We start from the raw sequence: 24,624 nt of genomic DNA, 5'->3' as shown, positions 1-24,624 counted from the left end.
CGTGCGATCGACCCTCCCGGGCTCAAGACCGCGGCGGTCCCCGAAACTGCCTTGAAAATGAGGCGATCCTCATGTCCGAATCGTCGCCCAGGAGCGCGAGCCAAGATCTGACGAGCGCCATCAGGCCGGCGGCCATCGTCGTCATCTCGTTCTATATCGCGGCGCAGCTCATCAGTCAGATCGCAAGCCTCAAGATCGGCGTCGTCTTCTCGTTGGCCGTGGATATGGGGACCTTTATCTATCCCCTCACCTTCACCTTGCGGGACATGGTCCACAAGACCATCGGCAAGCGCGGCGCCCAGACGTTGATCCTTTGCGCCGGCGGGGCCAATCTCCTGATGGCCCTCTACCTTCTTTGGGCCGCACAAGTGCCGTCTGACCCCTCCTGGGGGCTCGGCGATCAGTTCTCGGCGATCCTGAGCCCGGTGTGGCGAATCGTGTTCGCGAGCATCGTCGCGGAGGTCGTGAGCGAACTGCTGGACACCGAAGTTTTCCATCGGGTCCGCGAGGCCTATCTGAGAAAAGCGGGCCCCAGGCGCCAGTGGCTCGCGGTCCTCGCGAGCAACGCGGTCAGCGTTCCGGTCGACAACCTGCTGTTTTGCTTCGGTGCCTTTGCCTTTGTGCTGCCGTTCGACGTGATCCGGCAGATCTTCGCCATCAATCTGGCGACCAAGCTCGCCATGACCCTGATAAGCTTGCCTGGCATCTATCTCGTGCCCGACAAGAAGAGCGAGGGCGCCCCGGGGCTGCAGGCATAGCCCGCTGCTCAGGGCTTGCAGAAATCTTTGGCCGTCTGGACGGCGGCGACGGTGAGCTTCACCGCCTTCGCGCCGCCGGAGACGACGTACTCGGACGCCCCGTAGATGTCCGCGCCCGGCGCCCAGTTGTACGAATAGCCGAGCCTGGTCCAGGGAAAGCCCGTGGGCGTCTGACCCTTCTCCGGCACTTGCCACGACGACATCGCATGGTTCGTGAACCACCTGTAGTAATCGGCCGGAGCCGACGCAGACTGCTTTTCAGGCAGCTTCGTCCCATTGCAGGAGTCGGTGTCGACGCGGGCGTCCGTGCACGGGCGGAAGATGCTCGCGGCCGGCACCCCCGAGAACGTGACGAACTGCCGCTCCGTCGTGTCCGCGGGGAGCGGCGGCTGCGGGGCTGACATGCCGAGGACCTGGTGGATCTGGAGCACCACATCGCCTGTCCACGTCTTGCACTTGTTCTGGAGCTCGCCGTTGCTCGTGACCCACACGTCCCACTTCACGTTCACGGGCTGCTGCGCCACGTAGGCGCCGCACCTGTTCGGTCCGCCGTCGCCCCGGCAGCCGGCCCAGGTGGTCACGGTGTAGGTGCCGTTCGCGTCGGGCTTGAGCGGCACGAGCTTGCGCGCGGCGGCGGGCGTGACGACGGCGGACTTGAAGATCGCCTCGCTGTAGAGCGCATCGAGATCCACCACCGCGGGGGCCGCCGGGCCGGTCGCGGCTGTCGCCGGCGCGGTCGCGGCTGTCGCCGGCGCGGTCGCGGCCGGAGCGGGGCTCGTCGCAGGGGTCGCGGGCTCCGGGCTGGGTGATGGGGCGGTGGCCGCTGCGGGGGGCCGAGCCCCCGACACCGTGACGCACGCTCCGAGCGGGAGCAGGAACAGGCTTGTCATGGCCGCCGTCGCGGCGCGTGAGGATCGGATCATCTTCGCGGCTTCTCCTTGGTTGCCGGACAACACTATCCGACCAGCGGCGCCGGCTACAGCGTCACGGGCCCCGTGTGCTGGAGGAGCTGCCCGGTCGGCCACGTCGACTCCGGCGCGACGTGAACGAAGGTCATCTCGACGTGATCGGCGGGCCCTCGGTCGCCGCGAGCTCTTCAGGACCGATGGTCGAGGGCGGCGGGGTCGGATGCTCTCGACGCGTGCAAAGCCGGCACGGCCGTGCCACGGTAGGCGCCCGCCACGCAGAGCTCGATGCTGAGGCCCCCGCGCACCACAGGCCACGTCCTCACCCTGGCGCTCCTCCTCGTGGTCGCGCCGGCCCAGGTCGAGGCGGGTGATGGCGCGCCAATCCCCCCGGCCATGGCCGCGCCAGGCGGGGCGCCGGCGACCGCGGCGCCGCCGACGAAGGATGTCTCCGCCGGGCGCCGCGCCGTCGCCGCGGCCGGCGCGGTGCTTCGTCGTTGCCCTGGGTCGAGACGCAGCTCGGATTCGCCTACGTCCACGACCCCACGTTCGCGTACCGCACGTTTCTCGTGCCGGGCGTGGATCTGCGCCTGAGCTCCCTCCGCCTCTCGGGCTCCGGCTGGTTTGCCTTGAACGACGACAATGCGCGCCTCCGCGTCGAGGCCGCGCATCGCTTCATCGGCCCCGGCACGGCGGACGGCCCGCGCGCGGCGGACGGCTCGTTCCTCGAGATCGAGGGCGCGCTCACCCATCACCGCTACACCTCCGACGACTTCTCGATCACCACCGGCGAGGTCAGCCTAAAGGGCCGGCTCGATCTCGCCCACCTCGGGCGCACGCTGCGGGGCTCGTTCGCGGAGATGGGCTGGGGTATCGCGATCGAGGGCTACCGCCACGGCCGCCGCCCGCTCGAGGGGAACGAGCTCTTGATCCCCCGCTTCGCCTTCGGCGCGTACCTCGGGCACGCGGGGTATCCGCGCGGCGAGGCCAAGGTGGTTTACGATCACCGGCACGACGGGGTTGTCGGCGGCGCGAAGCTCCCCGGCCTCGGCAGCGGCGTCCCGGGCCATTTCGGCCTGGAGGGCCGGCTCCATGCCTCGCCCCGGTGGGGCCTGCTCGCCGACGTGAAGGCGGGCTCCGCGTACGTCGGGCGCCTCGCGCTGCTCTTCCGCCCTGGAGACTCGCCATGATCCTGAGAGACGCTCTCCTCGCGCTCATCGCCCTCACCGCGCCGCTCGTCCTCTCCTGCCTGGACGTGGCCGAGGGCCGCGCGCGCCGCGACCTGGAGGTGGGAAAGGCCTCGCGGGGAAAGGCGCGCGTCGCCGTGGACGAGGGGCTCGCGGCGATCCGCCGCCTCGACGCGGGCGAGCTCGCGCTCTGGGCGAGCGCGCCCGCGCTCTCGATCCGCCTCACCGACGAGGCGGGCGGGCCGTGGAAGATCACGATCGAGAACATGCTCGCCGACGCCGAGCTCTCGGCGCGCGTCGGGGACGAGCGCGTGCCCGTGGAGCTCGTCGAGGCGCCGTTTCCGACCCAGCGCACGTTCCGCCTCTCCCTGCCGCCCGGCGCCGAGGCGACCCTCTCGCTGCGCCCGCCGGACGAGGCGCGGCGCGAGCCGTGGCGGTTCGCGGTCTTCGCCGACGTCCAGGAGGACATCGACCGCGTTCAGGACATCTACGCGAAAATGAACGAGGCGGAGGGCGTCCGCTTCGCGCTCATCAGCGGCGATCTCACGTCGCGGGGCTCGCCCGAGCAGCTCGAGCGATTCCAGCGCGAGATGAAGACGCTCCGTTTTCCCTGCTATGCGACGCTCGGCAACCACGAGCTCGGCACGCGGGACGACCTCTACCACGAGTGGTTTGGCCGAGGGAATTACCGCTTCGCGTTCCGGGGTGTGCAGTTCACGATGCTCGACTCGGCGAGCGCGACGATCGATCCGCTCGTCTACGGGTGGCTCGACGGCTGGCTCACCGAGGGGCAGGATCTTCTGCACGTGGTCACGATGCACCTCGCGCCCCTCGACCCGGTGGGCTCCCGCAACGGCGCATTCGCGAGCCGCGCCGAGGCGAACAAGCTCCTCACGATGCTCGCGGACGGGCGCGTGGATCTCACGTTCTACGGCCACATCCACTCGTTCTATGCGTTCGAGAACGCGGGGATCCCTGCGTACATCTCGGGCGGCGGCGGCGCGATCCCCGAGCGGCTCGACGGCATCGGGCGCCATTTCGTCACGGTCGACGTCGAGCCCCCCGCCAAGATTGCGCAGGTCGCCGTGGTCCGCGTGGATTGAACCGAGTCGCTTCGCTGTCCGAGCCGATCGTCATCGCAGGCGACCTTCGCGCTGGTTGTCCGGGTCGTCCGCCCTCGTCGCGCCGCGGTCGTAGCCCTCGTCCGTCAGCCCCTTGCGGTAACCGAGATCGACGAGCCAGCGCAGGAGCCTCGGGAAAGCGCCGGCGCCGCTGCCGAGGAGGCGAATCATCGTCGCCTTCGCGCCGCCGCCCTTGTTGAGCGCAAGGTGCTGAGTCGCCAGCGCCATCAGATCAGGGACGGCGCCCGCGTCGACGTCGGCGGAGCGTTGCCAGATCTTCGACCGCTGCAGGGCCTCGTTCGCCAGGAGCTCCGCGCGCTCCACGCGGATGACGAGCGCGGCCTGCGGTGGCTTTCCCGCGAGCGCCATGGTCGACAAGAGCGCCGGCTCGTCGGTGACGCACGCCGTGCCGCTGACGTGCAGAACGTCGTCGCGCCCTGGAACCACGGCCGCGAGGGAGACCTGGTCGCACGTCACGACGTTGTGGAACGTATCGGTCCGCCGGTTTCCCCGGCGATCGGGGATGACGAGCGTCTCGCGGTCGAGGATCCGCAAGAAGCCCGGGAAATCTCCTCGCGGGCTCGTATCGCCCGAGCCCGCAGCGTCCCACGACGAGAGGACGGCAAAGGGGCTCGATGCGAGGAAGCGAGCAACGCTCGGATCGCCGAGGGGTCCGCCTTCCCTTTCGTGGCGCGCGCCATCACGCGGCAATGGCGGCTCGACAGCGGCCGCGGCGCGAGCGCGCGGCCCCTCCCAGAGGCGGGATCGGAGGATGCTCCTCGCGCAGTGCACGAAGGCCTCTTCGACGGTGACGACGATCCGGCCGCCGCGTCGCTCGGCCACGGAGCCGTTGAGCCGAAGGGTCTCGCCGATCCCCGGCACGAGGAAGACGAACGAGGCGCCGCTGCCGGACTTCGGCGTCGGGTGTCTCGCCGGTAGCTCGAGCCGAACGCGCTTCGGCGATTCCACGTGCGCAAAGCCGCGGGCGCCTCCGACGAAGGTGCTGCGCCAGCCTCCCTGTTCGTCACGAAAACCGAAGCCGGCGACCGGAGCATTGGCGAGGACGCGCCGACATCCCTCGTCCAGGGCGCCGATCTGCTTCATGCGCACGGCCGGGATCGGGGCGCCGACGATCGCCTCGATCTGCTGCGCGGTCATCACCTTCCGCATCGAAGAGCCTCTGCCTTCCTGCCCGCCGAAGAGCGGTTTCCCGGGCTCCGGCACGGCCGCCAGAGCGCGCAGAGGAACCATCGCAGCCGGCGAACTTGACCGCATTCCGAAATGAGGACATTTTATTTTGCAATCCGGCCATGGGTTCGAAGCGAAGGAAGCGCCCCGCGTCGCCCGTGTCATCAACGGCATCGCCGGCGTCGGCCTCGCCCTCCGCCGGCTCCACCACGAAAGGCTCGTCAGCCCCGCCCGCGTCGTCGTCGATCGATTCCCCCGGGTGGACCTTTCACGGCGACGTCCAGATCGCGAACGAGCCACGCGCGTCGGCGGCCGAGGCGATGGAGTCGCTCTCGCGTCGCTTCGCGCGCGAGGATCGTGGCCAGTGGCGAAGCACGCTCGCGCGGCCCGCCAACGCCGTCGGCCTGAGCATGGTCACCGGCGGGCTGGAGAGCGAGTTCCACAGCCACCGAGAGTCACAGCTGTTCTTCCTCGAGCGCGGCGAGGTCACGTGCGAGGCGTCGAACGCCCTGTGGATCGTCCCACCGCGCTCGGCGCTGTGGATCCCCGCCGGAGTGCTCCACAAGATACGAGGGCGCGCGCCGCTCGAGGGCTACGGCGTCTTCATGGAGCCGGACGTGGCTCCGCGCCTGCCGGCCGAGTGCTGCGCCGTCTCGGTCACGCCGCTCTTTCGCGAGCTGCTCGTCCGTCTCGCGGCGCGCCCCGCGCTGTACGACCTCGACGGGCCGGATGCGCGGCTCGTGGCCGTCCTGTTCGACGAGCTGGCGGCGGCGACGATCGAGAAACATCGCCTGCCGATGCCGGCCGATCAGCGCCTCCGAAAGCTGGTCGATGCGATGGCGGAGAACCCCGCCGACGGCGCGACGATGGGCACGTGGGCCCGCCGGATCGGCGTCGGCGAACGGACCCTCAACCGGCTGCTCGTCCGGGAGACCGGCCTCAGCTTCGGTCGCTGGCGCCAGCAGCTCCACATCGTCCTGGCCCTCCAGCGGCTCTCGCGCGGAGCGAGCGTGCAGAGCGTCGCGAGCGATCTCGGCTACGAGAGCGCGAGCAGCTTCGTCACCATGTTCCGCAAGGCGCTCGGCGCGTCGCCGGCGCGGTACATGGCCCGTCGTCTCGGCCGGCTAACGCTGGACCAAGGAGCTCAGCCATGACTCGATGTCCCGCGTCGGCGGGTAGCTGTCTTGCTCTCGCTCGCGATCGCCGTCGATCGACAACCTGAACATCGGGCACTCTTCATCCGGCGGAAAGACCTTCTTCTGCACGACGGCCCCGGTCCGCCTATCGAGCACGGTGGCCTCGGTCTCCTTGAACCGGATCGTCAGGTCGGCGAGCGGCTCGCCCGCGCGGTCCTTGTACCCGGTGCACGTCTTTCGGCCCTTGATCTCCGGGAGCCGGCGCGTGATGGCCACCAGATCCACGTCTTGCAGAAGGACCGCCTGGCCGAAGAGCTTCATGGAAGCCGTCTCGAGGAGGAGCACGCTGCTCAGATCGCTCTCCTGCTTCGGCTCGCCTTCGAAGAGGACCGGCCCATTCTTGACGCGATCGAGCACCGACAGGACGGACATGGCGGCGTCGACCTGGCGCAGCTCGATGGAAGCTGCCTGTCCGGAGGGGAGCTCGATCTCGAGCTTCGCCTTGGGTCCTAGCAGGGTATCGCGGTACCTGGCGACTGGAACTCTTCCGAGCTGGCCCTCGACATTGTCGAGCTTGATGATGTCATAGATAGTGCTCTCGATGCGCCCGCTCTTCTCCCCGACCTTCCACCTGGTGCCTTCCGGGAAGCCGTGGAAGGTGATCTGGTAAGTGCCCTCGAAGATGGCGACGTCGCCGTGGAGCGCTTCGTCGGACTTGACGACGAATTTGCGCTCGTTCGACCACTCCAGCTCGAGCGGGCCGCGGAACGGTTCGGGGACCCGCGCGCCCCGCGGGGCCAGCACGGCGATGCTCACGATCATGGCGATCGCGATGGCGACCCCGAGGAGGATCGCCGCCAACGTGCGTCTCGGCGCCGCAGCGGGGCGACGGCTCGGCGCCGCAGCGGGGCGAGGCGCGGCCACGGACGGGATTGGGCGCTGCAGCTCGTTGTGTGTTCCGCAGTAACGGCACACGATCGTGCGGCTGCCCGGCGGGACCTCCAGCGGCGCGATGCATCGCTGGCAGTGGTAAACGTTGACGGGGCTCATCGGCTGCAAGCTCCCCCAGGAACGCGAGGGCACGTGGACACTCCGCGCGCGGGTTCCACGCTGGAGCTGACAAATGAACACAAGTGAACAAGTGAAAAGGACGAGGACGAGCTCGTGGACGATCCCTACATCATCGCCTCTTCCTCGCCCAGGCTCCCCGTTGTTCTGCCTTGACAAATGAACAGTATCGCGCAAAAGTTCGACCTGGCGTGTGTCCACCTTGACAGGTGAGCAGTACTGCGCAAAAGTTCGACCGGGTACGCCTGCGCCCGCACGGAAAAGAGGAGATGACGATGCCCATGATCGGACGACAGTGCACGCGCGACGGCAGGACGGTCTGCCTTCGGATGAGTCAGACCGGGCTACCGGTGAATCAAGAGGAGCGCGGGCTCACGCTCGTGTACGGGTGGGCGAGCGAAGAGCGCCGCGCGCAAGGGATTCCCGCGTCGATCCAGGGAATCGAGTTCCGCACCGACGCGGGCAAGGTCCTCGCGTTCGACTTCTGCCCGTTTTGCGGCGAGAAGCTCGCGGGGAGCACGAGCAGCGTCCGAGCGCCCGTCGCGCGGCGCACCGCGCCGGAAGGCGCCCGCACGGAGTCGCAGCCGGTGGCGGTCGAGCGCACGCAGCGCGCCGGGCGCGCGGTCGAGGCCGTGCCGCCCACCCGTCCGAGCGCGCCGGCGCGCGCGCAAGCGGCGGCGGGCTCGACGACGCTGAAGGTGCTTCGCGAGAAGCTCGGGCTCTCGCAGGCCGAGCTCGGCGAAAAGCTCGGCCTCGCGCGCAGCTCGGTCGCCAACTACGAAAACGGACGGTCACCGCTGTCGCAGCGGCTCCGCAAGTGGGTCGCAAAGCACGAAGCGAAGCTCAACGACGGGGGAAACGGCGCATCCGGCCGCGGGAGCGCGGCCGCCTAGAGCGACGGTCACCCGCTTCGGATACGGGCCCACCTCGGCGTTTTCGGTGCTCAGCGCACCGGAGTGCGCTTGCGCGCCGAAAACGCCGATCTGGGCCCGTCTCCTGTGCGGGTGACCGTCGCTCTGCTCTGCATGTATGACCGCCGCTCTGCTCTGCATGTATGACCGCCGCTCTGCTCTGCACGTCGCAGAGGTGGGCGGAAACCGCTGTAGATCGACGAGGATGAGCGGCCGGAGGCCGTCGCCCGCGCCTGGATCGCGCGGGCGCACTCGTCGCGACAAGCGCCTTGTTCGGCGGTAGAGTGGCCGCCGTTCCCCCCGGAGGCGACGATCGATGAAGACAGCCCTGCTCCGTTCCGCGCTCGCGCTGGGCACCCTGCTCCTGGCCGCCGCCGGGTGCGAGGAGAAGACGACGGCGACCGCGCCCGACGCGAGCGCGGAAGGCCGGGCCGCGAAGCTCTCGGTCGCATCCTATGACCCCACCCGCGAGCTCTACCAGGAGCTCAATCCGGCGTTCGAGCGGTGGTACAAGCAGACGACCGGCAGGGACGTCGACGTGGAGACCGATCACGGCCCGTCGGGCAAGCAGGCGCGCGACATCGCGGCCGGCAAGGAGACGGACGTCGCCGCCCTGTCGGTCGACTTCGACATCGACACCATCGCCAAGGCGGGCCTGCTCCCCGCGACATGGCGGGAGCGCCTGCCGAACGGCTCGGTGCCGTACACGTCCGCCGTCATCTTCCTGGTCCGCAAGGGCAACCCCAAGCAGGTGAAGGGCTGGGAGGACCTCGCGCGACCCGAGGTCGTGGCGCTGTGCCCGGATCCGAAGACCGGCGGCGGGGCGCGGTGGATTTACCTGTCGACCTGGGCGCACGCCGCGCGCAAGGCGAAGGCCGAGGGCCGGACGGACGCGGAGGCCGCGGCGCGCGAGTTCACGGCGAAGGTCTATGACGACGCCATCCTCGACCCGGCCATGCGCGGCTCGTCGACCCGCTTCATCGTGCAGCGCACGGGCGACGTCCTCTTCGGCTGGGAGAACGAGATCCTCCAGATCGCGGCCGATCCGGCCACGGCCGACCAGTTCGAGGTCGTCGTCCCCTCGGACTCGATCACGATCGAGGTCCCCCTCGCGGTCGTCGACAAGGTCGCCGAGCGGCACGGCGTCAAGGACGTCGCCGAGGCGTACGTCCAGTTCCACTTCTCCGACGAGGGCCAGGAGCTCATCGCGAAGCGCTACAACCGCCCGTACAGCGAGGCGATCGCGAAGAAGCACGCGGAGCGGCTCAGGCCGCTCTCGCTGTTCCGGTTCAAGGACCATTTCAGCGACTGGCCGACCGTGATGAGCGTCCACTTCAGCCAGGGGGCCGAGCTCGACAAGATGCGGAAGAAGTGATGTCGCGCCGCGCGCGCGTGCTCCCTGGGCTCTCGCTCTCGCTGGGCGTCACGGTGCTCTACCTGAGCCTCGTGGTCCTCTTGCCGCTCTCCGCGCTGTTCCTGAAGACGGCGGAGCTCGGGTGGGAGCGGTTCTTCGGGGTGATCACGAGCGGCTGGGTCGCCGCGGCCGTGCGGTTCACGCTGGGCGCCTCGCTCGTCGCCGCGCTCCTCAACGTCGTCGTCGGCCTGCTCATCGCGTGGGTGCTCGGCCGGTACACGTTCCCGTTCGCGCGCGTGATCGACGCGGTGATCGACCTGCCCTTCGCGCTGCCCACGGCCGTGGCTGGCATCGCGCTCTCGACGCTGTATGCCGAGAGCGGTCTGCTCGGCGGGTGGCTCTCCGGGCTGGGTTTCCGGTATCCGTGGCCCGCGTGGCGGGGGTTCGCGCACGGCGGCTGGGGGCGCGAGTGGCGCGAGTTGCCGATCGAGTGGACGGTGTACGACAGGATCTCCCTGGCGCCGCTCGGGGTGGTGATCGCGATGGCCTTCGTCGGGCTGCCGTTCGTCGTGCGCACGGTGCAGCCGGTGATCGAGGACCTGAGCCGGGACGTCGAGGAGGCGGCGGCGACGCTCGGCGCCGGCCGGCTCCAGATCTTCCGCGCCGTCGTCTTGCCCGAGCTCGCGCCGGCGCTCCTCACGGGGTTCGCGCTGGCGCTCGCGCGCGGCCTCGGCGAGTACGGGTCGGTGATCTTCATCTCGGGCAATCGGCCGGACACCGAGATCGCGTCCCAGGTGATCATCAAGATGATCGAGGTGAACGAGACTGGCACCTACGCCGACGCGACGGCGGTCGCGGTCCTGCTCCTCGCGGCATCCTTCGCGCTCCTCCTCGCGATCAACCTGCTCCAGCGCGCCGCCGCGCGCGCCCACGCAGGCAGGGCGGCGGGCTGACCGCCCGCGGCCGGCGGACCCGAGGCACGAGATGCTCGCCGCGCGCTCCCGGGCAGGCAAGGCGGTCTCCGCCGAGGGCGGCGGCGCGCGCCGGCTGCTGATCGGCCTGTGCGTGGCGCTCGTCGGCGTGTTCCTCGTCCTCCCGCTGGGGGTGGTGTTCTGGCACGCCTTCAGCGAGGGGCTGAGCGCCTACGGACAGGCGGTCTTCGACCGCGCGACGTTCCACGCGGTGAAGCTCACGCTCTTCACCACGGCCATCGCGGTGCCGCTCAACACGCTCTTCGGCGTCGCGGCGGCGTGGGCCGTCGCCAAGTTCGAGTTCCGGGGCAAGAGCCTGCTCGTCACGCTGATCGATCTGCCGTTCTCGACCTCGCCGGTGGTCGCCGGCCTGTGCTTCGTCCTGCTCTTCGGGGCGAACGGGTTCTTCGGCGCGTTCGTGAACAGGACCTATGCGGTGAGCCTCGGGTTCACGAGCCTCGAGGTCTCCACCCGGGTCATCTTCGCCCTTCCTGGCATCGTGCTCGCCACGGTGTTCATCACGTTCCCGTTCGTCGCGCGAGAGCTCATCCCGCTGATGCAGGCCCAGGGGACCGAGGAGGAGCAGGTCGCCCGCGTCCTCGGCGCGAACGGATGGCAGATCTTCTGGCGCGTCACGCTGCCCAACATCCGCTGGGGCCTCCTGTATGGCGTCATCCTGTGCGCCGCCAGGGCGATGGGCGAGTTCGGCGCCGTGTACGTGGTCTCGTCGGGCTCGTCCGATCAGGTGACGCTGCCGCTCCACGTCGAGCGCGTCTACTACGCCAACATGGTCCGCGTCGTGCCCGCGTTCGCCGTCGCCAGCCTCCTCGCCGGCGTGTCGGTGATCACGCTGGGCGTGAAGGCGGCGGTGGAGTGGCGGTTCAAGGGCGAGCTGAAGAAGACGGACCGCGGCTAGCGGTCCCGACGCCGGCGAGGCCCGTCCACCAGCCGCTCGAGAGGGCGAGCGCGATCCAGCCCTGCAGATTTGCCCGCAGCTGCGCTGCTTCCGCCGCCGTACAGCCCTGCTCGACGGCGGCAAGGGCCTGCCCGAACGGCAGCTCCCGGCAGCGCTCGAGCAGGCGGGCGAACAGCGGATCCACCGAGGTCGTGGTCGTGCCGGCGGCGCTCCGGGCGAAGACCCACGCGCGGGTGGACGCGTGGCGACGCCTCGCGTCCAGGGGGCCCTCGTCCAGATCGCCGCCCGCGAGCCGCGAGAAGCGCGCGAGGTCCCAGTCCTCGTGGGTCAGCGTGAAGGAGACCGCGAAGCGCAGCCGCGCCTCGGCCAGCGTGGCGAGCTCCTCCGGCGTCGGCCGCCAGAGGCCCTCGAACGGCGACTCGCAGGCGAGCCGCTCCGCCTCGTCCATGCGCAGCGCCTGGCGGACCATCGCGAGCGGCGCCCTGGAGAGCTCGATCCGCCGGCGCCACGCGTCCTCGTGCCCGCGCGCCGGGCGCTCCGGTTGGCGACCGCGGCGCGCGCCGTCAGGGCCGCGCAGCGCGCCGCGGAGCCGCTCGGCGAACCCGCACGAGCTCTTGTCGATATCGATGTGACGGGGCGGGCACGCCTCGAGGTGCAGCGCGGCCAGGTGATTGAAGTGCCAGCAGCCGATCGCCCGCGACACGCGCGGGAAGCTCGTCTGCAGGCCGGTGAACAGACGCATCCAGTACTGACGGTGATAGATCGCGAGCCGCTCCGCCGGCGCGAGGCCCCCGGGGCCGCCCTTCACCTGCGCCACGAGCCCCGCGGGATACCGCTCCTGCCGCTCCCGGAACCGGCCCGCGCTCGAGTCGAGCGGCGCTCGGAGGACGGCGGTGAAGTCGCGCTGGAGCTCCCGCAGCCAGCCCGGAGGATCTCCACCTTTCGGGCTCATGGCGATCGCACCTGCCGCGCTTTGTCGAGCTCCGCGAGCGCGATGTGCAAGGGTGGGATCTCCGCGTCCCACTCGAGGAGCGTCGGGAAAGGGCCGCCCCGGCGCCACGCCTCCTCGTAGAGAGACCATACCTCGTCGCACACCGGACGATCGTGGGTGTCGTGTCGCAGGCCCGAGGGCAAGACCTGGTGGCCGGCCAGGTGGACCTGCAAGACCCGGTGCCAGGGCACGCCGTCGAGGTACTCGCGCGGATTGAACCCGTGGTTCTCGCTGGAGACAAAGACGTTGTTGATGTCCAGCATGCACCAGCAGCCGGACTCCTCGATCACGCGGCGATAGAACTCCCACTCAGGCATCGTGTCGCGCTCCCACCCGACGTAGGAAGACAGGTTTTCGATGCCGAACGGGACGCCGAGCGCCTCCTGGATTTCGAACGCCCGGCCGGCGGCGTACGGGATCAGCTCCGGATCGTACGGCGCCGGCAGGAGGTCGTGGTGCGTCACGCCCTCGAACGCCGTCCAGCAGAGGTGATCCGTGAAATAGGGGATCCGGAGCTCCTGGATCAGATCCTTGAGCCGGGACAGGTGATCCCGGTCGAGGGGGGCTTCGCCGAGCAGGTTCAGCGAGACGCCGTGGGCGACGATCGGAGTGCGCTCGGCGATGCGCCGGAGCCGCTCCCGGGGCAGCGGCGACGCGCCGAGGTAGTTCTCCGCGATGATCTCGAAGAAGCCCGGCGGGGGCCGGAGCCGCTCGATCGCGTCGTAGTGCGGCGGGCGCAGCCCGAGGCCGAGCGCGCCTCGCGGGAGCGCACGCTCCATGGGCGCCTGGCTGCCGGCCAGGCCTCGCGGCGCGCTCATCGGCGGCTCAGTTGCTCGGCTCGATGGGGTCGGCTGGCGCCATCGGGTCGAAGCTTTTGCCCTCGGGCGTCAGGGTGCGCAGGTAGGCGATCAGCCGATCGATCTCAGCGAGCGAGAGCAGGTGGTAGGAGCCGGGCATGTTCGAGTAGGCGTAGCCTTCGGGGTGGACGCCGTCGATCCCGAACGCGATGATGGACTGCAGGTAGAGATCCGAGCGGCGCTCCCAGAACTCGGCGACGTAGGTGGCCATGTCCTCGGTGGGCCGCACCTTCACGCCGAACGAGCCCGCCGAGCCGGAGTGGCAGTGGTCGCACGTCGCCGCCTTGAACGCCGCGGGGCCGTCTCGATCCTGATCTTCGGCGGTCTCCACGCAGCTCCAGCCCGAGCATCCGTTCATGGCGCGGCAGGTATGCTCGTAAAGCTCGTTCCAGGACTGGTAGACCATGCCGCGGCAGCTGTTCGAGTGGCTGCAGGATGAGTTGATCTGGACCACGCCGGGGCGCGCGGGGCCCGTCAGCGACGCGGACCTGGCGCACGCCGCGGCGAACTCGGCGAGCGAGATCTGGCCGTCGCCGTCCTCGTCCATGAGGTCGATCGCGTCCACCAGGTCGGGCTCCGGGCCAGCGTTCCATACGAGCGTCTTGACCGGCGCGTCGGACTTGTCGCAGTTCGAGTCGACGTTATCGAGATTGCGCTCCTCGGCGTCGGGGTGGACGGTGTTGTTGAAGTCGTCGCAGTCGCCCTCGCGCGGGGTGAAGCCGTCCCTGTCGTGGTCGCTGTCCTCGTCATCCACGGGCTCGCCGCCGCCGCCCGCGCCAGAGCCGGTCACGGCGGGCTCCTCGCCGCCGGAGCCGCCGGTCCCGGCGGGAGACTCGCCGCCGCCGCCGGACCCAGCCGGCGTCACAGCGTCGTCGTCGCCGCAGCCTGGAGCAAAGGCGGTGAAGCTGGCGAGCGCCAGCGCAAGCAAGGTGGATCTCGGCGATTGGGTCATGGTGGTCGTCGTGCCCTCCGAAGGAACGCGCAGGGCCCCCTTGCTGGCTGCCCGGCGCACGACCTGTGGCACGGCTGCCGTGCGCGGAATATGCGGCAAGTTGTCGCGGGCCCGTCGTCCACCGGACGGATCGTCTCTGTACGGGCTGGCGTCCCGCGTGGCTCCCGCGTCCGCGCCGCGAGGAAGGGGCATCGCGTCTATGGCCGGTCCGCGGGGCTCGCCGCCCGCGCTGATGGTGCGCCGACGGTGAGATAGCCCATGAGCGCGTCGGTGATCGCCCGCCGGAGCGCGCCGTCGTCGACGCCCGCGGGCGGATCGAGGGCCGCTGCGTGGACGAGCTCCTCGAACATGCGCAGGACAACGTAGGTGGCGAGATCGAGATCCGGCTGGACGATCTCCGAACCGTGGCGCGACAGCAGCCGCCGGGTGCAATCGACGACCGCCCGGCTGGCCGCGCTCAGCGTGCGCTGTTGCTCCAGCGTCGGGAGATCGGCGTGGAGGAGCCGTTGCAGCCGCGGCTCCGACCGGTGGAGCTCGAGGCTCCTCTCGACGAGCGCCTCCGTCGCTCCGCGCAGCGAGACGCCGTCGGCCGCCGCGTCCACCTGCTCGACGAGCCGCAGCATGTGGCGCACGTGGCGCTCGTGCAGCGCGGTGACGAGGGCGTCCTTGTTCGGGAAGTACTGGTACACCGACCCGACGCTCACCCCTGCGACCTTGGCGACCTGGTTCGTGTTCGCCCCGTCGTAGCCGTGCGCGTCGAAAACGCGAGCCGCGGCCTCGACGATGGTCTCCACGAGGAAGCGCGAGCGCGCCTGGCGAGGCTCTTTGCGCGGCTTTTCTGGGCGCTTCATCGTCTCTCCCGAACGCGAGTCTCCGCGTTTTGCCCTGTCGCTAGACTGGTGGGGCATGATCACCTCGAACGCACCCTCGCGCAATCTGCTCCCGCCGGTCCTGCTCCTCCTCGTGGTGGCGGTCATGTGGCTGACTCACGCCGTGCTGCCGTTCCCGCCGGTGCTCCCGGCGTCGACTCGCTGGCTCGGCGCCTTGCCGCTGGCGATCGGCGTCGTCATGGCGGTCGCGGCTCGGGCGCAGTTCGCGCGGGCCGCGACGGAGATCAACACCTTTGCCGAGCCCACGCGGCTCGTGACCGGCGGGCTGTTCCGGTGGTCCAGGAATCCGATGTACCTCGGGATGGGCCTCGCGGCCGCGGGCATGGCGGCGTTGAGCGGCGCGGCGACGTCGTTCCTGCTCGCGGCGGTCTTCGTCACGATCGTCGACCGCTGGTACATCGCGTTCGAGGAGCGGCGGCTGCGCGCCCGGTTCGGCGCTGCCTACGAGACCTACGCCCGGTCGACGCGGCGCTGGGTCTGACGGCGCGCGCCGCCGAGCAGCCATCCATCGCCGATCGCAGGAATGCGGCGCAGGATTCGAGCGCAGCGGCCGAATGGAAGGAAGCAAAAGAGGTTGCGAGCGCAGAAAGAACGAGGCGAGTATCGCCGGATGACAGGCATGCTTCGCGATGGGCTGCGGATCGTCTGCGCAACGGCCGTGGCGCTCACGGTGGCACCGGCGAGCGCCATGCAGCCTGCGTCCGGGGCCTCACCTGCGCCCGCTGCGCCGCCGAGCGGTCCGGCCGCGGCGCCGCCCGCGCCGGCTCCGGGCGGCGCCGCGGCAGCGCCCCTTCAGCCGCCGACGGCGCCAGGCGACGAAGGCGCGCCACCAGCCGGGGTTGCGCCGACCGGAGCTCCCCAGGCGCCCGCGCGGTGGACGACGAGCCCGGGTCCCTGGCAGCCCGGGAGCGCTCCTGGTCGCGAGCGATCCGAGCCGAAGCGCACCTGGTACGGCTGGCAGCACCTCCTCGTGCTCAGCGGGACCGTCGTGCTCGGGCCCCTCGCCGCCACCACGGAGAACGAGGTGTTCGGCTGGATGGCCACCGGCTCCGTCATGCTCGGCGGCCCGGTCACCCACTGGGCCAACGGCCACCTCGGCATGGGCTTCGTCAGCCTCGGCCTCAACGCCGGCTGCACGATCGGCGGCGGCCTGATCGGCGTGGCCATCGGCAGCGCCTCGGACGCCGGCGACTGGGGCGCGCTCGGGGGCATGTACATCGGCAGCGGCCTCGGGCTGATCACGGCCAACATCCTCGACGTCGCGCTCCTCGAGTACGAGGAGCAGCCCACGGCGGCCGAGACCTACGAGTACATCCGCCTCCGCCCGCCGCGGCTCCGGCTGGTGCCGCACGTCGCCCTCGCGCCGGGCGGCACCACCTTCGGCCTCCGCGGCGCCTTCTGAGGGGGCGGCGCCGGGCGCGCGCCTCGGGCGGCGCTTCGGCCTGGCCCGGCTGCGGCGGGGGTGTAGCATCCGCGCGTGTTCATTCCGAGATCAGGTGCACGACGGCTCGCGCTCGCCGCGCTCCTCGCGCTCGCCGCGCTCCCGGGTTGCGGCGGCGCGAAGCGGCAGGAACCCCAGTTCGCCGATTCTCCCGCGGTCCCGCTCCCCGGGCCCCCGGGCAGCTCCTCCGGCGCGCCGCTGCTCGACGCGCCCGGCGGCGCGCCGGAGCAGCTGCCCGGCGTGGATACGACCGAGCTCGTCCGCCGCGAGCGCGATACCTGGTGGCAGCTCGTCTCGCAGCTCTACGCGCCGTGCCCCGATCAGGCGGTGTCGCTCGCGCAGTGCGTCCGCGAGTCGCGCGCCTGCGCGGCCTGCGCGCCCGCCGCGCAGCTCCTCGCCGACAAGATCCGCGGCGGCGCGAGCGGCGCGGAGGCCCAGGCCGCGTACGGCGTGAGGTTCGGTCCGAACGTGAAGCAGATCGACCTCGCCGACTCGCCCTCTCGCGGGCCGGAGCGCGCGTCGATCCAGATCGTCGTGTGGTCGGACTTCGAGTGCCCCTCCTGCGGGCGGGCGGTCCCGCACCTCGACGAGGTGGTCGAGCGCCACGCGCCGTACGTCAGGCTGATCCACAAGGTGTACCCGCTGCGATCGCACCCGCACGCCGACGCCGCGGCGCGCGCGGCCATCGCGGCGCACCGCCAGGGCCGCTACTGGCCGATGGAGCGCCTCCTGTTCGAGAACCAGCAGCGGCTCGAGGAGAAAGACCTGCTCGGCTACGCGCAGAAGGTCGGCCTCGACATGGCCCGGTTCCAGGCCGACATGGCGGGCGAGCCCGCCGCCCGGGTGGTCGCGCGCGACAAGGCCGAGGCCGACCGCGCCGGGCTCTCGGGGACGCCGTTCATCGTCATCAACGGGCGGGAGTTCGATCTGGCGCTGTTCAGCCTGCAGGGCGAGCTCGACCGGTGGATCGAGACCGAGCTCGCGATCCTCGGAGGGCGCGAGGCGGCGCCCGGGGGCGGCGCGCCGCGCGACGCGAAGTAGGGCGCGCCGCGCGGCGTGGCCGGGGCGCGCGCCTGCGGGTCGCGCTCGGTCGACGATTGACCCCCTCCGCCGGGTGACACCGGGGCGGCGGCGCGCCGCCGCCCCGGTGGGCCCCAGAGCGAGATCGGCTAGCTGGGCCGGCTCTTCTCGGACATCTGGCCGCCGCCAGCGCTCGTCCCCTGCGAGGGCCCGCCGCTCTTGATCTCGACCGAGCGGCCGCGCTGCTGCTGCTGCGGCAGCTTCAGACAGACCTCGAGGACGCCGTTCTCGAACCTCGCGTCCACGTCCTCGGCCTGCACGCCCTCGGGCAGCGGGATGCCGCGCATGAACGACCCGTAGCTGCGCTCGGTGTAGCTCACCCCCTCGCGCTGCTCCTGCTGCTCCTGCCGGCGCTCGCCCTCGATGAACAGGGTGTCCTCCCGGAGCTCCACCCGGATGTCGTCCTTGGTCACGCCGGGGAGATCGGCCTTGACCACGAGCTGACCGTTGCGCTCGCCCACCTCGATGCGCGGCGACCAGAGGCCGCCGCCGAGGGCCGGGAGACCGCGGCCGCCGCCCAGCTCGCCCAGCAGGCGGCCCTGCCTGAGCGGCGAGAGCAGCCCTCCGAAGCCGAAGTCGTCGAACATGCGATCGATGTCCTCCATCATCCGGCTCATCATCGCGAACGGGCTGATGGCGCCGCCTGCCGCGCCGTACCGCCCCATCTGGCCGCCGCCCTGCTGACGCTGCAGCCCGGTGGACTGACCGCCGGCCCCCTGGGAAGGGGTCTGACCTGTCGCCTGGCTGCCGGGCTTGCCTTGCTGCGACTTGCTCACGGACACGTCCTGGCCTGTCGGCTGACGCTGCTGTTCCGCCATAAGAACCTCCTTTCGAACGTTGCGAGCGTCGGACCTGCAAGTGTGGTGCCGTGTCGCGAGCGTGAACCAACGTAGATGACGTGGCCTGTCGACGCCGCGCCCGCTGGCCGTGTCCGCCATGGCGCGCCGCGCAGGCCGGCGCGGAGCGCCACACGGGCGCGCCGTCCTCGGCAGCGCGCGCCGGGGCCGAGCTCGCGCAGGCGCCGCTGCGCCCGGGAGCCCGGTGGAATCGCTCACCGCCACCCCGCCAGGATCTCCTCGAAGCGCTCCAGACTGCACGGCTTCTGCAGCACCGGACGGCTGAGATCGGACTCGCGCAACCCAGCTTTGCCATATCCGGTCAGGAAGACGAACGGGATGCCTCGCTCGCTCAGGATGTCGGCCACCGGATAGACCTTCTCGCCGGCGATGTTGATGTCCAGGCTCGCCCCGTCGATCTCGGCGGCGCGGGCCAGGCGCGTCGCGTCCTTCATGTTCAGCGCCGGGCCGATCACCACACAGCCGAGGTCGGTCAGGGCGTCTTCGAGGGACGAGGCGATCATGGGCTCGTCCTCGACGATGAGGACACGCAGCCCCTCCAGCCCACGTTCGCCTCCTGGGACCGGCTTCATCCTACGCCCACGCGCTCGAGGGGCAGGTCCATCACGCAACGTACGCCGCCAGGCAGGTAGTCGAGGCGCACCTCCGTGGCGAGCTGGCGCCCGAGATCGCGCTCGATCAGGCGTGAGCCGAAGCCCTTGCGGCGCGGCGGCCGGACAGGCGGCCCGTCCGTCTCCTGCCATTCCAGGTGGAGCAGGCGCTCGTGCGCCTGGGTGATCACGTCCCATGTGACCGCGACGTGGCCGGACGGCTGCGATAACGCTCCGTACTTGGCCGCGTTGCTCGCCAGCTCGTGAAAGACCATGCCGAGCGTCACCGCCGCTTCCGGGCGGAGGCGGACGTCCTGACCGACCAGGCGGACGCGCTCGGCGTCGCCGTTGGCGTGCGGCGCCAGCTCGGAGCGGACGACGTCGTGGAGGTCGGCGCCCTGCCACGCGGTCTGGTTCAGGAGGTTGTGGGTCTGGGACAGGGCGAGCAACCGGGCCAGGAAGGCGCTCGTGAAGGCCTTGGGCGAGTCCGCCATGCGGAGCGTCTGCACGGCGATCGCCTGGACGATCGCCAGCGTGTTCTTCACCCGATGGTTCAGCTCGTTCATCAGGAGCTTCTGGCGCTCCTCCGCCTGCTTGCGCTCGGTCACGTCGAGGACGAACGCCACCCCCTGGCTCTCCGACCCCTCGAACCGCGCGCCGCCGATCACCACCGGGACGCGGCCGCCGTCCTTTCGGAAATACTCCTTCTCCAGCGGCCTGAATTCACCTGTCATGCGGACATGTTCGAGCGTCCGCTGGGTCGTCTCCTTGAACTCCGGCGGCGTGAGATCTGCCCAGCGGATATTCCCCGAGGTCAGATCTTCACGGCTGTAGCCGAGCATGCACAGGAGCGCGTCGTTCGCGTCGATGACCCTGCCGTCGAGGTCCCAGACGGCGATCCCGATGATGTTGGAGTCCACCAGGCGCCGGATGCGCGCCTCTCTCTCCCGCAGCGCCAGCTCCGCCCGCCTGCGCTCGCCGTTCTCTTGCTGGAGCTGGGTGTAGAGGCGCGCGTTCTCCAGCGAGATGGCGGACTGGGAGGCCAGGAGCTCCAGCACCTCGATCCGATCCGCGGTGAAGGCGCGCGGGGTCAGGTTGTTCTCCAGGTAGAGCACGCCGACCAGCGTGCCCTGCTTCACCAGGGGGAGGCAGAGCACGGAGCGGGGGCGCCGCCCGCGCACGTAGGCGTCTTCCGAGTACAGGTTAGGCACGGCGGCGTCGTCCAGGATCACGCTCTCTCGCGTGCGGATGACGTACTGGAGGATGGCGGTGGGGAGATCGCTCGAGGTGACGGGCGTCTGGCGAAGGGTGACCTCGACCCGGCCGCGCCGGGTGACGACCTCGGCCTCGACGTCGTGCGCGGCGTGCGAGGCGCTCGACGCGCGGATCAGCAGCCCCCGCTCGGCGCCCGCGTGCTCGACCGCGATCGTCAGCAGGGCCTCGATCACCCGGTCGAGGTTCAGCTCGCCAGACACCGCCTGCGAGGCCCTGAGCATGGTCATGAAGTCGAGCCCCGGGCGAGCGCCGTGACCCACGGCGGCGCCGCGGACGCCGGCGCCTCCGTCCCGCGCGAGGTCGGTGCGCCTGCGCAGCGCCTCCGGCCCGAGCGCGTGCGGAAAGTCCCTCTCGAGGCGCAGCATCGGCCGCACGGCGCCCCAGCGCGCATAGAGCCTGTGCGCCTCGGTCATGTAGGCGCGCGCGACGAACGCCCTGCCCAGGTCGAGGTAGTGTCGAGCGCAGAGCTCGTTGGCCAGCGCCTCGTCGTGCAGGAAATGGCCCTCCCGCGCGGCCGCGATCCCCTGGTCGTAGAGGGCGCCCGCGCCCTCTCGCCGCTCGCTCCGGGCGACCTCGGCCTTCAGGATCAAGCTGCGGTGGCGGTGGCTCTCCGGGCCGAGCGCCGCCCACGACTCCACCTTGCGCGCGCAGTCCCCGAGCCTCGCGAGGTACGCCGCCCTGAGCGCGGGGGCGGCGGCGCACGCGGCCCGTGAGAACGAAAGCCCGCCGTAGAAATGATAACAAGGGCTCGCGTGCCACGCGGCGAGCATGCCGAGGCTGGCCGGATCGGTCGAGCCCCAGATCTCGGCCACCTCCTCGTACGCGCCCTGGAACACGCCGGCGTGGACCTTGAAGACGTTCACGAAGTAGAGCGACGCCCGGTTGTCGATGCTGCGGGCGGCCTCGGTGACCGCGTCGATGTCGACCCACGCCCCGCGCTTCCAGTCGCCCTCGTCCGGCGTGCTCAGGTATTCGCAGAGCTGCCCGACGGCCCCGACGATCCACGTGATCGCGTTGAACTTGTCGAGCTTGCAGAGCGGCAGATACAGCGTCGCCTCCTCGATGACGTCGTGGAGGTGCTCCCCCCGGAGGAGGCCGTTCATGCTCGCGTTGCACGCATTGTAGAAGGCCCAGATGTACTGCCCCGTCTCCATGCCGGCGTGGACGCCCTTGCGCAGGGACGCCTTCGAGCTCTCGTAGGTATCCATCCAGTGCTGGACCCACGCTCCCCACATGTTGCACAGCATGGACTCGGACTTCGCGTCCGGGTGGCGCTCGTTCAGGCGGACCGCCGCCCGGCCGAACTCGTACCCCTTCTCGATGTCGAGCCCGGCGCACAGGAGCGTCCCGAAGTTCACGTAGGCGTAGATCGAGTTCCTCGAGATGCCATGGGTCAGCGAGTTCTGGAGCGCCTTCATCACCGTGATGCCGAAGTTGTTCGTGCCGAGCTGGTAGGTCGGCGAGAACATCTCCTGGAGCACGTCCTGCAGGGCGGCGATCTCGGGATCGTCGAGCGCGGGCAGATCGACGAGCGACGCGATCGGGCGGTCGCCGATCATCGCGATCGTCCGCTCCATCTCGGCCATGAGCGCGTCGTCGTCCGGATAAGGCGGCAGGTGGATGTCGTACGCCCCGAGCGCGGCGAGCCCCTCTTCCATGGCGGCGGGCAGGTCGTTCTTCAGGATCTCCACGTTCATCTTCAGGCGGCGCACCTCCGTCTTGTGGAGGCGCCCCACCGCTCTTTCGAAGGTCCCCGAGAGGGTGGAGAGCGCGTCGTCGTGGCGTCCGCAGAGCGACTCCAGGAGCCCCTTCTTCGTGTGGTAGGTGAAGGTCAGCTCGTACCTGGAGGTCCACGCGTCTCCGGGCAGCATGGATATGCCATGTTCCAGGTACCCGAGGGCCGCGGTGAAGGCCGACGACTCCTGGGCGCGCCCGGCCGCCTGGAGGTTGAGCCTGGCCGATTCCATGCGCTCTTCCGGCGCGCGGATCAGACCGCCGGCGCTGTTCAGGTGATTGACGACGTCGAACAGATCGCGCCCCTCGTCGGAGCGCGGCTTGCCGAGCAGGAGCTTCCCGATCCGGTAGTGAAACGCCGCCCTGTCTCCCTCCGGGATCAGCGAGTACGCGGCCTCCTGGATCTTGTCGTGCGCGAATCGAACCTGCTCGTCCGCGCTCACGATCAGGCCCTCGGCGACGGCGTGGTCGAGGCTCGCGTACGTCTCGTCGGGGGGCCGCTCGCTGACGGTGTTCAGGACGTCCATCTCGAACGTGTTGCCGATCGCCGAGGCCAGCCGGAGCACCCGCTGCGTCGCCTGCGGCAGGCGCCGGATGGTCTCCGCCATGAGGCTCAGGACGTTATCGGTGCACTCCAGCCGCTCGATCTGGGGCAGGTCCCAGCGCCAGCCCGCCGGTGGATCGAAGACCAGCGCCTTCGTGTCGTAGAGGTGCCGCATGAACTGCTTCACGAAGAACGGGTTGCCCCCGGTCTTCTTCAGGATCGCGCCCGCGAGCGCCTCTCCGCCGCTTGTCTGCAGGCTGTCGTTGATGAGCTCGGTCAGGTGCGCGAGGCCGAGGGGCGCGAGGACAATGTCGCGCGCCTCGAGGCCGCCCTTCGTGAGCTGCTCCAGGGCGACGAGGAAGGGGTGGGTCGGGCTCACCTCGTTGTCGCGGTAAGCGCCGCAGAAGAAGAGCGACTCCACGTCCTCTCTCGCGAGGACGCTCGTGAGCAGGCTCAGGCTGGCCGAGTCCACCCACTGTAGATCGTCGAGGAAGATGGCCAGCGGGTGGGCGTGCCGGGCGAAGACGGACACGAAGTTGTGGAAGTAGAGGATGAAGCGGTTCTGGGCCTCGACCGGGCCGAGCGCGGGGACGGGCGGCTGCTCGCCGATGAGGTGCTCGAGCGACGGGAGGACGTCGCAGATCACCTGTCCGTTGGTCCCGAGGGCGCCCAGGATGGCGTCCCGCCACCGCGTGATCCGCTCCTCGCTCTCGGAGAGGAGCTGCCTGACGAGCGTGTCGAACGCGTGGACGATGGCGCTGTAGGGCGTGTCGCGGTTGACCTGATCGTACTTCCCGCTGATGTAGTAGCCCTTCTCGCGCACCAGCGGCTTCAAGATCTCCTGGACCAGCGACGACTTGCCGATGCCCGAATAGCCCGAGACGAGGACGATCGTGCGCTTGCCCCGCAGCACGTCGTCGAACGCGTCGACGAGCTTCCGGATGTCTCCTTCGCGGCCGTAGAGCTTCTGGGGGAGCCGGAAGAGGTCTCTCCTGTCGTGGCGGCCAGGGCTGAACGCTGCTATCTGGCCGCCGCGCTGCCATCGCGCTCGGATCTCCTCCAGATCGGCCCTCAGCCCCTCGGCGCACTGGTAGCGGTCCTCGGCGTTCTTGCTGAGGAGCTTCATCGTGACGGCGGAGAGCGCGTCGGGCACCTCCGGGTCGAGCTCCGAGGGGGCGACGGGCGTCACGGCGATGTGGGCGTGCATCAGCTCGAGGGGGTCGAGCGCCTCGAACGGCCTTCGCCCCGCGAGCATCTCGTAGAGGACGACGCCGAACGAGTACATGTCGGTGCGGTAATCCACGCTCCGGTTCATGCGGCCGGTCTGCTCCGGCGATGTATAGGGGAGCACCTTCGAGAGGACGCGGCGGCAATAGATCTCCTCCTTCTCGCGCGTCACGATGGACTCCACGCCGAAGCCCGTGAGCTTCACCTGACCGTCCTCTCCGAGCAGGATGTTCGGAGGCCTCACGTCGCCATGGATGAGGCCATGGCGATGGATGTCGGCCAGGGCCTCGGCCACGGGGATCAAGACGTCCAGCGACGCGCGGACGCCCAGCTTGCAGGCCGTCCTCGCGGACAGCGGGGCGCTCGGGAAATACTCGGTGACGAGCGCCAGCCCGTCCTCGTGCTCCTCGACGGCGTACACCTTGACGACCCTCGCCGAGTCGACCTGCCGTATCGCGCGGTAGGCGTGCCTGAAGCGCATGATATCGCCGGCGCGGGCGTAATCGGTGTGCAGCATCCTGATCGCCACGTCGATGCCGTCGGCGTCCCGATGGGCTCGATACGTGGTGGAGCCCGGGCCCTCGCCGGTCTTCGCGGTGACGTGATACCCCCTGAGCTGGGCTGTGCCTGGTCGCACCGAGAGCGCGCGCCCAGGCTCGACGGAGCGAGCC

General features: G+C 70.2%; 21 protein-coding genes. 11 read left to right on the top strand and 10 right to left on the bottom strand.

Annotation, left to right across the window (positions count from 1 at the left end; all coding sequences use genetic code 11):
- Positions 1–71: 71 nt before the first annotated feature.
- Positions 72–758, top strand: coding sequence for a queuosine precursor transporter (locus WME73_RS42985; protein ID WP_437913361.1), 687 nt, complete (start codon positions 72–74; stop codon positions 756–758).
- Positions 759–766: 8 nt separating this feature from the next.
- Here the strand turns inward: WME73_RS42985 and WME73_RS42980 are convergent, their stop codons facing one another.
- A complete protein-coding gene (locus WME73_RS42980) occupies positions 767–1,681 on the bottom strand; it encodes a hypothetical protein (protein WP_437913360.1) in 915 nt (304 codons plus the stop codon).
- A gap of 479 nt (positions 1,682–2,160) precedes the next feature.
- On the opposite strand from WME73_RS42980, the gene WME73_RS42975 reads away from it, so the two are divergent.
- Positions 2,161–2,853 (top strand): hypothetical protein, encoded by a 693-nt coding sequence (locus WME73_RS42975; protein WP_437913359.1) that lies wholly within the window; start codon positions 2,161–2,163, stop codon positions 2,851–2,853.
- Positions 2,850–3,953: a metallophosphoesterase family protein gene (locus WME73_RS42970; RefSeq protein WP_437913358.1), complete on the top strand. Its 1,104-nt coding sequence runs from the start codon at positions 2,850–2,852 to the stop codon at positions 3,951–3,953. Before WME73_RS42975 ends, WME73_RS42970 begins: the two co-directional genes overlap by 4 nt.
- 30 nt (positions 3,954–3,983) lie before the next feature.
- On the opposite strand, the gene WME73_RS42965 is transcribed toward WME73_RS42970, so the two are convergent.
- Entirely contained in the window at positions 3,984–5,141 is a 1,158-nt protein-coding gene (locus tag WME73_RS42965) for a pyridoxamine 5'-phosphate oxidase family protein (protein ID WP_437913357.1), read from the bottom strand.
- A 338-nt stretch (positions 5,142–5,479) separates the two neighbouring features.
- Between WME73_RS42965 and WME73_RS42960 the strand changes: the two genes are divergently transcribed.
- A complete protein-coding gene (locus WME73_RS42960; protein WP_437917499.1) occupies positions 5,480–6,313 on the top strand; it encodes an AraC family transcriptional regulator in 834 nt (277 codons plus the stop codon).
- On the opposite strand, the gene WME73_RS42955 is transcribed toward WME73_RS42960, so the two are convergent.
- Positions 6,284–7,345 (bottom strand): hypothetical protein, encoded by a 1,062-nt coding sequence (locus WME73_RS42955; protein ID WP_437913356.1) that lies wholly within the window; start codon positions 7,343–7,345, stop codon positions 6,284–6,286. The two genes, WME73_RS42960 and WME73_RS42955, sit on opposite strands and share 30 nt — an antisense overlap.
- 293 nt (positions 7,346–7,638) lie before the next feature.
- Here WME73_RS42955 and WME73_RS42950 point away from each other — a divergent pair, with 293 nt between their 5' ends.
- The 4 genes from WME73_RS42950 (at position 7,639) to cysW (ending at position 11,515) form a co-directional block, all read left to right on the top strand.
- The gene (locus WME73_RS42950) at positions 7,639–8,256 is read left to right on the top strand and encodes a helix-turn-helix domain-containing protein (RefSeq protein ID WP_437913355.1); all 618 of its coding nucleotides are present in this window, start codon (positions 7,639–7,641) and stop codon (positions 8,254–8,256) included.
- A 334-nt stretch (positions 8,257–8,590) separates the two neighbouring features.
- A complete protein-coding gene (locus WME73_RS42945) occupies positions 8,591–9,649 on the top strand; it encodes a sulfate ABC transporter substrate-binding protein (protein ID WP_437913354.1) in 1,059 nt (352 codons plus the stop codon).
- The gene (locus WME73_RS42940; protein ID WP_437913353.1) at positions 9,649–10,581 is read left to right on the top strand and encodes an ABC transporter permease subunit; all 933 of its coding nucleotides are present in this window, start codon (positions 9,649–9,651) and stop codon (positions 10,579–10,581) included. Before WME73_RS42945 ends, WME73_RS42940 begins: the two co-directional genes overlap by 1 nt.
- Positions 10,582–10,612: 31 nt before the next feature.
- Positions 10,613–11,515, top strand: coding sequence for a sulfate ABC transporter permease subunit CysW (cysW, locus tag WME73_RS42935; protein WP_437913352.1), 903 nt, complete (start codon positions 10,613–10,615; stop codon positions 11,513–11,515).
- Here cysW and WME73_RS42930 read toward each other — a convergent pair.
- From WME73_RS42930 to WME73_RS42915, 4 genes are all read right to left on the bottom strand, one after another.
- Positions 11,481–12,467, bottom strand: coding sequence for an HvfC/BufC N-terminal domain-containing protein (locus tag WME73_RS42930; protein WP_437913351.1), 987 nt, complete (start codon positions 12,465–12,467; stop codon positions 11,481–11,483). The two genes, cysW and WME73_RS42930, sit on opposite strands and share 35 nt — an antisense overlap.
- Complete coding sequence (locus WME73_RS42925; protein ID WP_437913350.1) at positions 12,464–13,324, bottom strand: DUF692 domain-containing protein; 861 nt, start codon at positions 13,322–13,324, stop codon at positions 12,464–12,466. The genes WME73_RS42930 and WME73_RS42925 overlap by 4 nt, the downstream gene beginning before the upstream one ends.
- 7 nt (positions 13,325–13,331) lie before the next feature.
- Positions 13,332–14,315, bottom strand: coding sequence for a c-type cytochrome (locus WME73_RS42920; protein ID WP_437913349.1), 984 nt, complete (start codon positions 14,313–14,315; stop codon positions 13,332–13,334).
- Between the two features lie 197 nt (positions 14,316–14,512).
- The gene (locus WME73_RS42915; RefSeq protein ID WP_437742051.1) at positions 14,513–15,166 is read right to left on the bottom strand and encodes a TetR/AcrR family transcriptional regulator; all 654 of its coding nucleotides are present in this window, start codon (positions 15,164–15,166) and stop codon (positions 14,513–14,515) included.
- 55 nt (positions 15,167–15,221) lie between these two features.
- On the opposite strand from WME73_RS42915, the gene WME73_RS42910 reads away from it, so the two are divergent.
- From WME73_RS42910 to WME73_RS42900, 3 genes are all read left to right on the top strand, one after another.
- Positions 15,222–15,686 carry a methyltransferase family protein gene (locus WME73_RS42910; RefSeq protein WP_437853778.1) on the top strand — a complete coding sequence of 155 codons (465 nt, stop codon included), beginning with the start codon at positions 15,222–15,224 and terminating at the stop codon, positions 15,684–15,686.
- A gap of 129 nt (positions 15,687–15,815) precedes the next feature.
- Positions 15,816–16,607 (top strand): hypothetical protein, encoded by a 792-nt coding sequence (locus WME73_RS42905; RefSeq protein ID WP_437913348.1) that lies wholly within the window; start codon positions 15,816–15,818, stop codon positions 16,605–16,607.
- Positions 16,608–16,682: 75 nt separating this feature from the next.
- Positions 16,683–17,687: a DsbA family protein gene (locus WME73_RS42900; RefSeq protein ID WP_437913347.1), complete on the top strand. Its 1,005-nt coding sequence runs from the start codon at positions 16,683–16,685 to the stop codon at positions 17,685–17,687.
- 128 nt (positions 17,688–17,815) lie between these two features.
- Here WME73_RS42900 and WME73_RS42895 read toward each other — a convergent pair whose 3' ends face one another.
- From WME73_RS42895 to WME73_RS42885, 3 genes are all read right to left on the bottom strand, one after another.
- Positions 17,816–18,544, bottom strand: a complete 729-nt coding sequence (locus WME73_RS42895) for an Hsp20/alpha crystallin family protein (protein ID WP_437913346.1) — start codon at positions 18,542–18,544, stop codon at positions 17,816–17,818.
- Between the two features lie 233 nt (positions 18,545–18,777).
- Positions 18,778–19,086 carry a response regulator gene (locus WME73_RS42890; RefSeq protein ID WP_437913345.1) on the bottom strand — a complete coding sequence of 103 codons (309 nt, stop codon included), beginning with the start codon at positions 19,084–19,086 and terminating at the stop codon, positions 18,778–18,780.
- Between the two features lie 65 nt (positions 19,087–19,151).
- On the bottom strand, positions 19,152–24,590 hold the full coding sequence (locus WME73_RS42885; protein WP_437913344.1) for an AAA family ATPase: 5,439 nt from the start codon (positions 24,588–24,590) through the stop codon (positions 19,152–19,154).
- Positions 24,591–24,624 lie beyond the last annotated feature (34 nt).

The sequence above is a fragment of the Sorangium sp. So ce302 genome, assembly GCF_051530145.1.
GTDB lineage: Bacteria > Myxococcota_A > Polyangia > Polyangiales > Polyangiaceae > Sorangium > Sorangium cellulosum_B.
The sequence above is the reverse complement of the archived record's forward strand: the minus strand, read 5'-3'. Positions and strand labels throughout refer to the sequence as shown.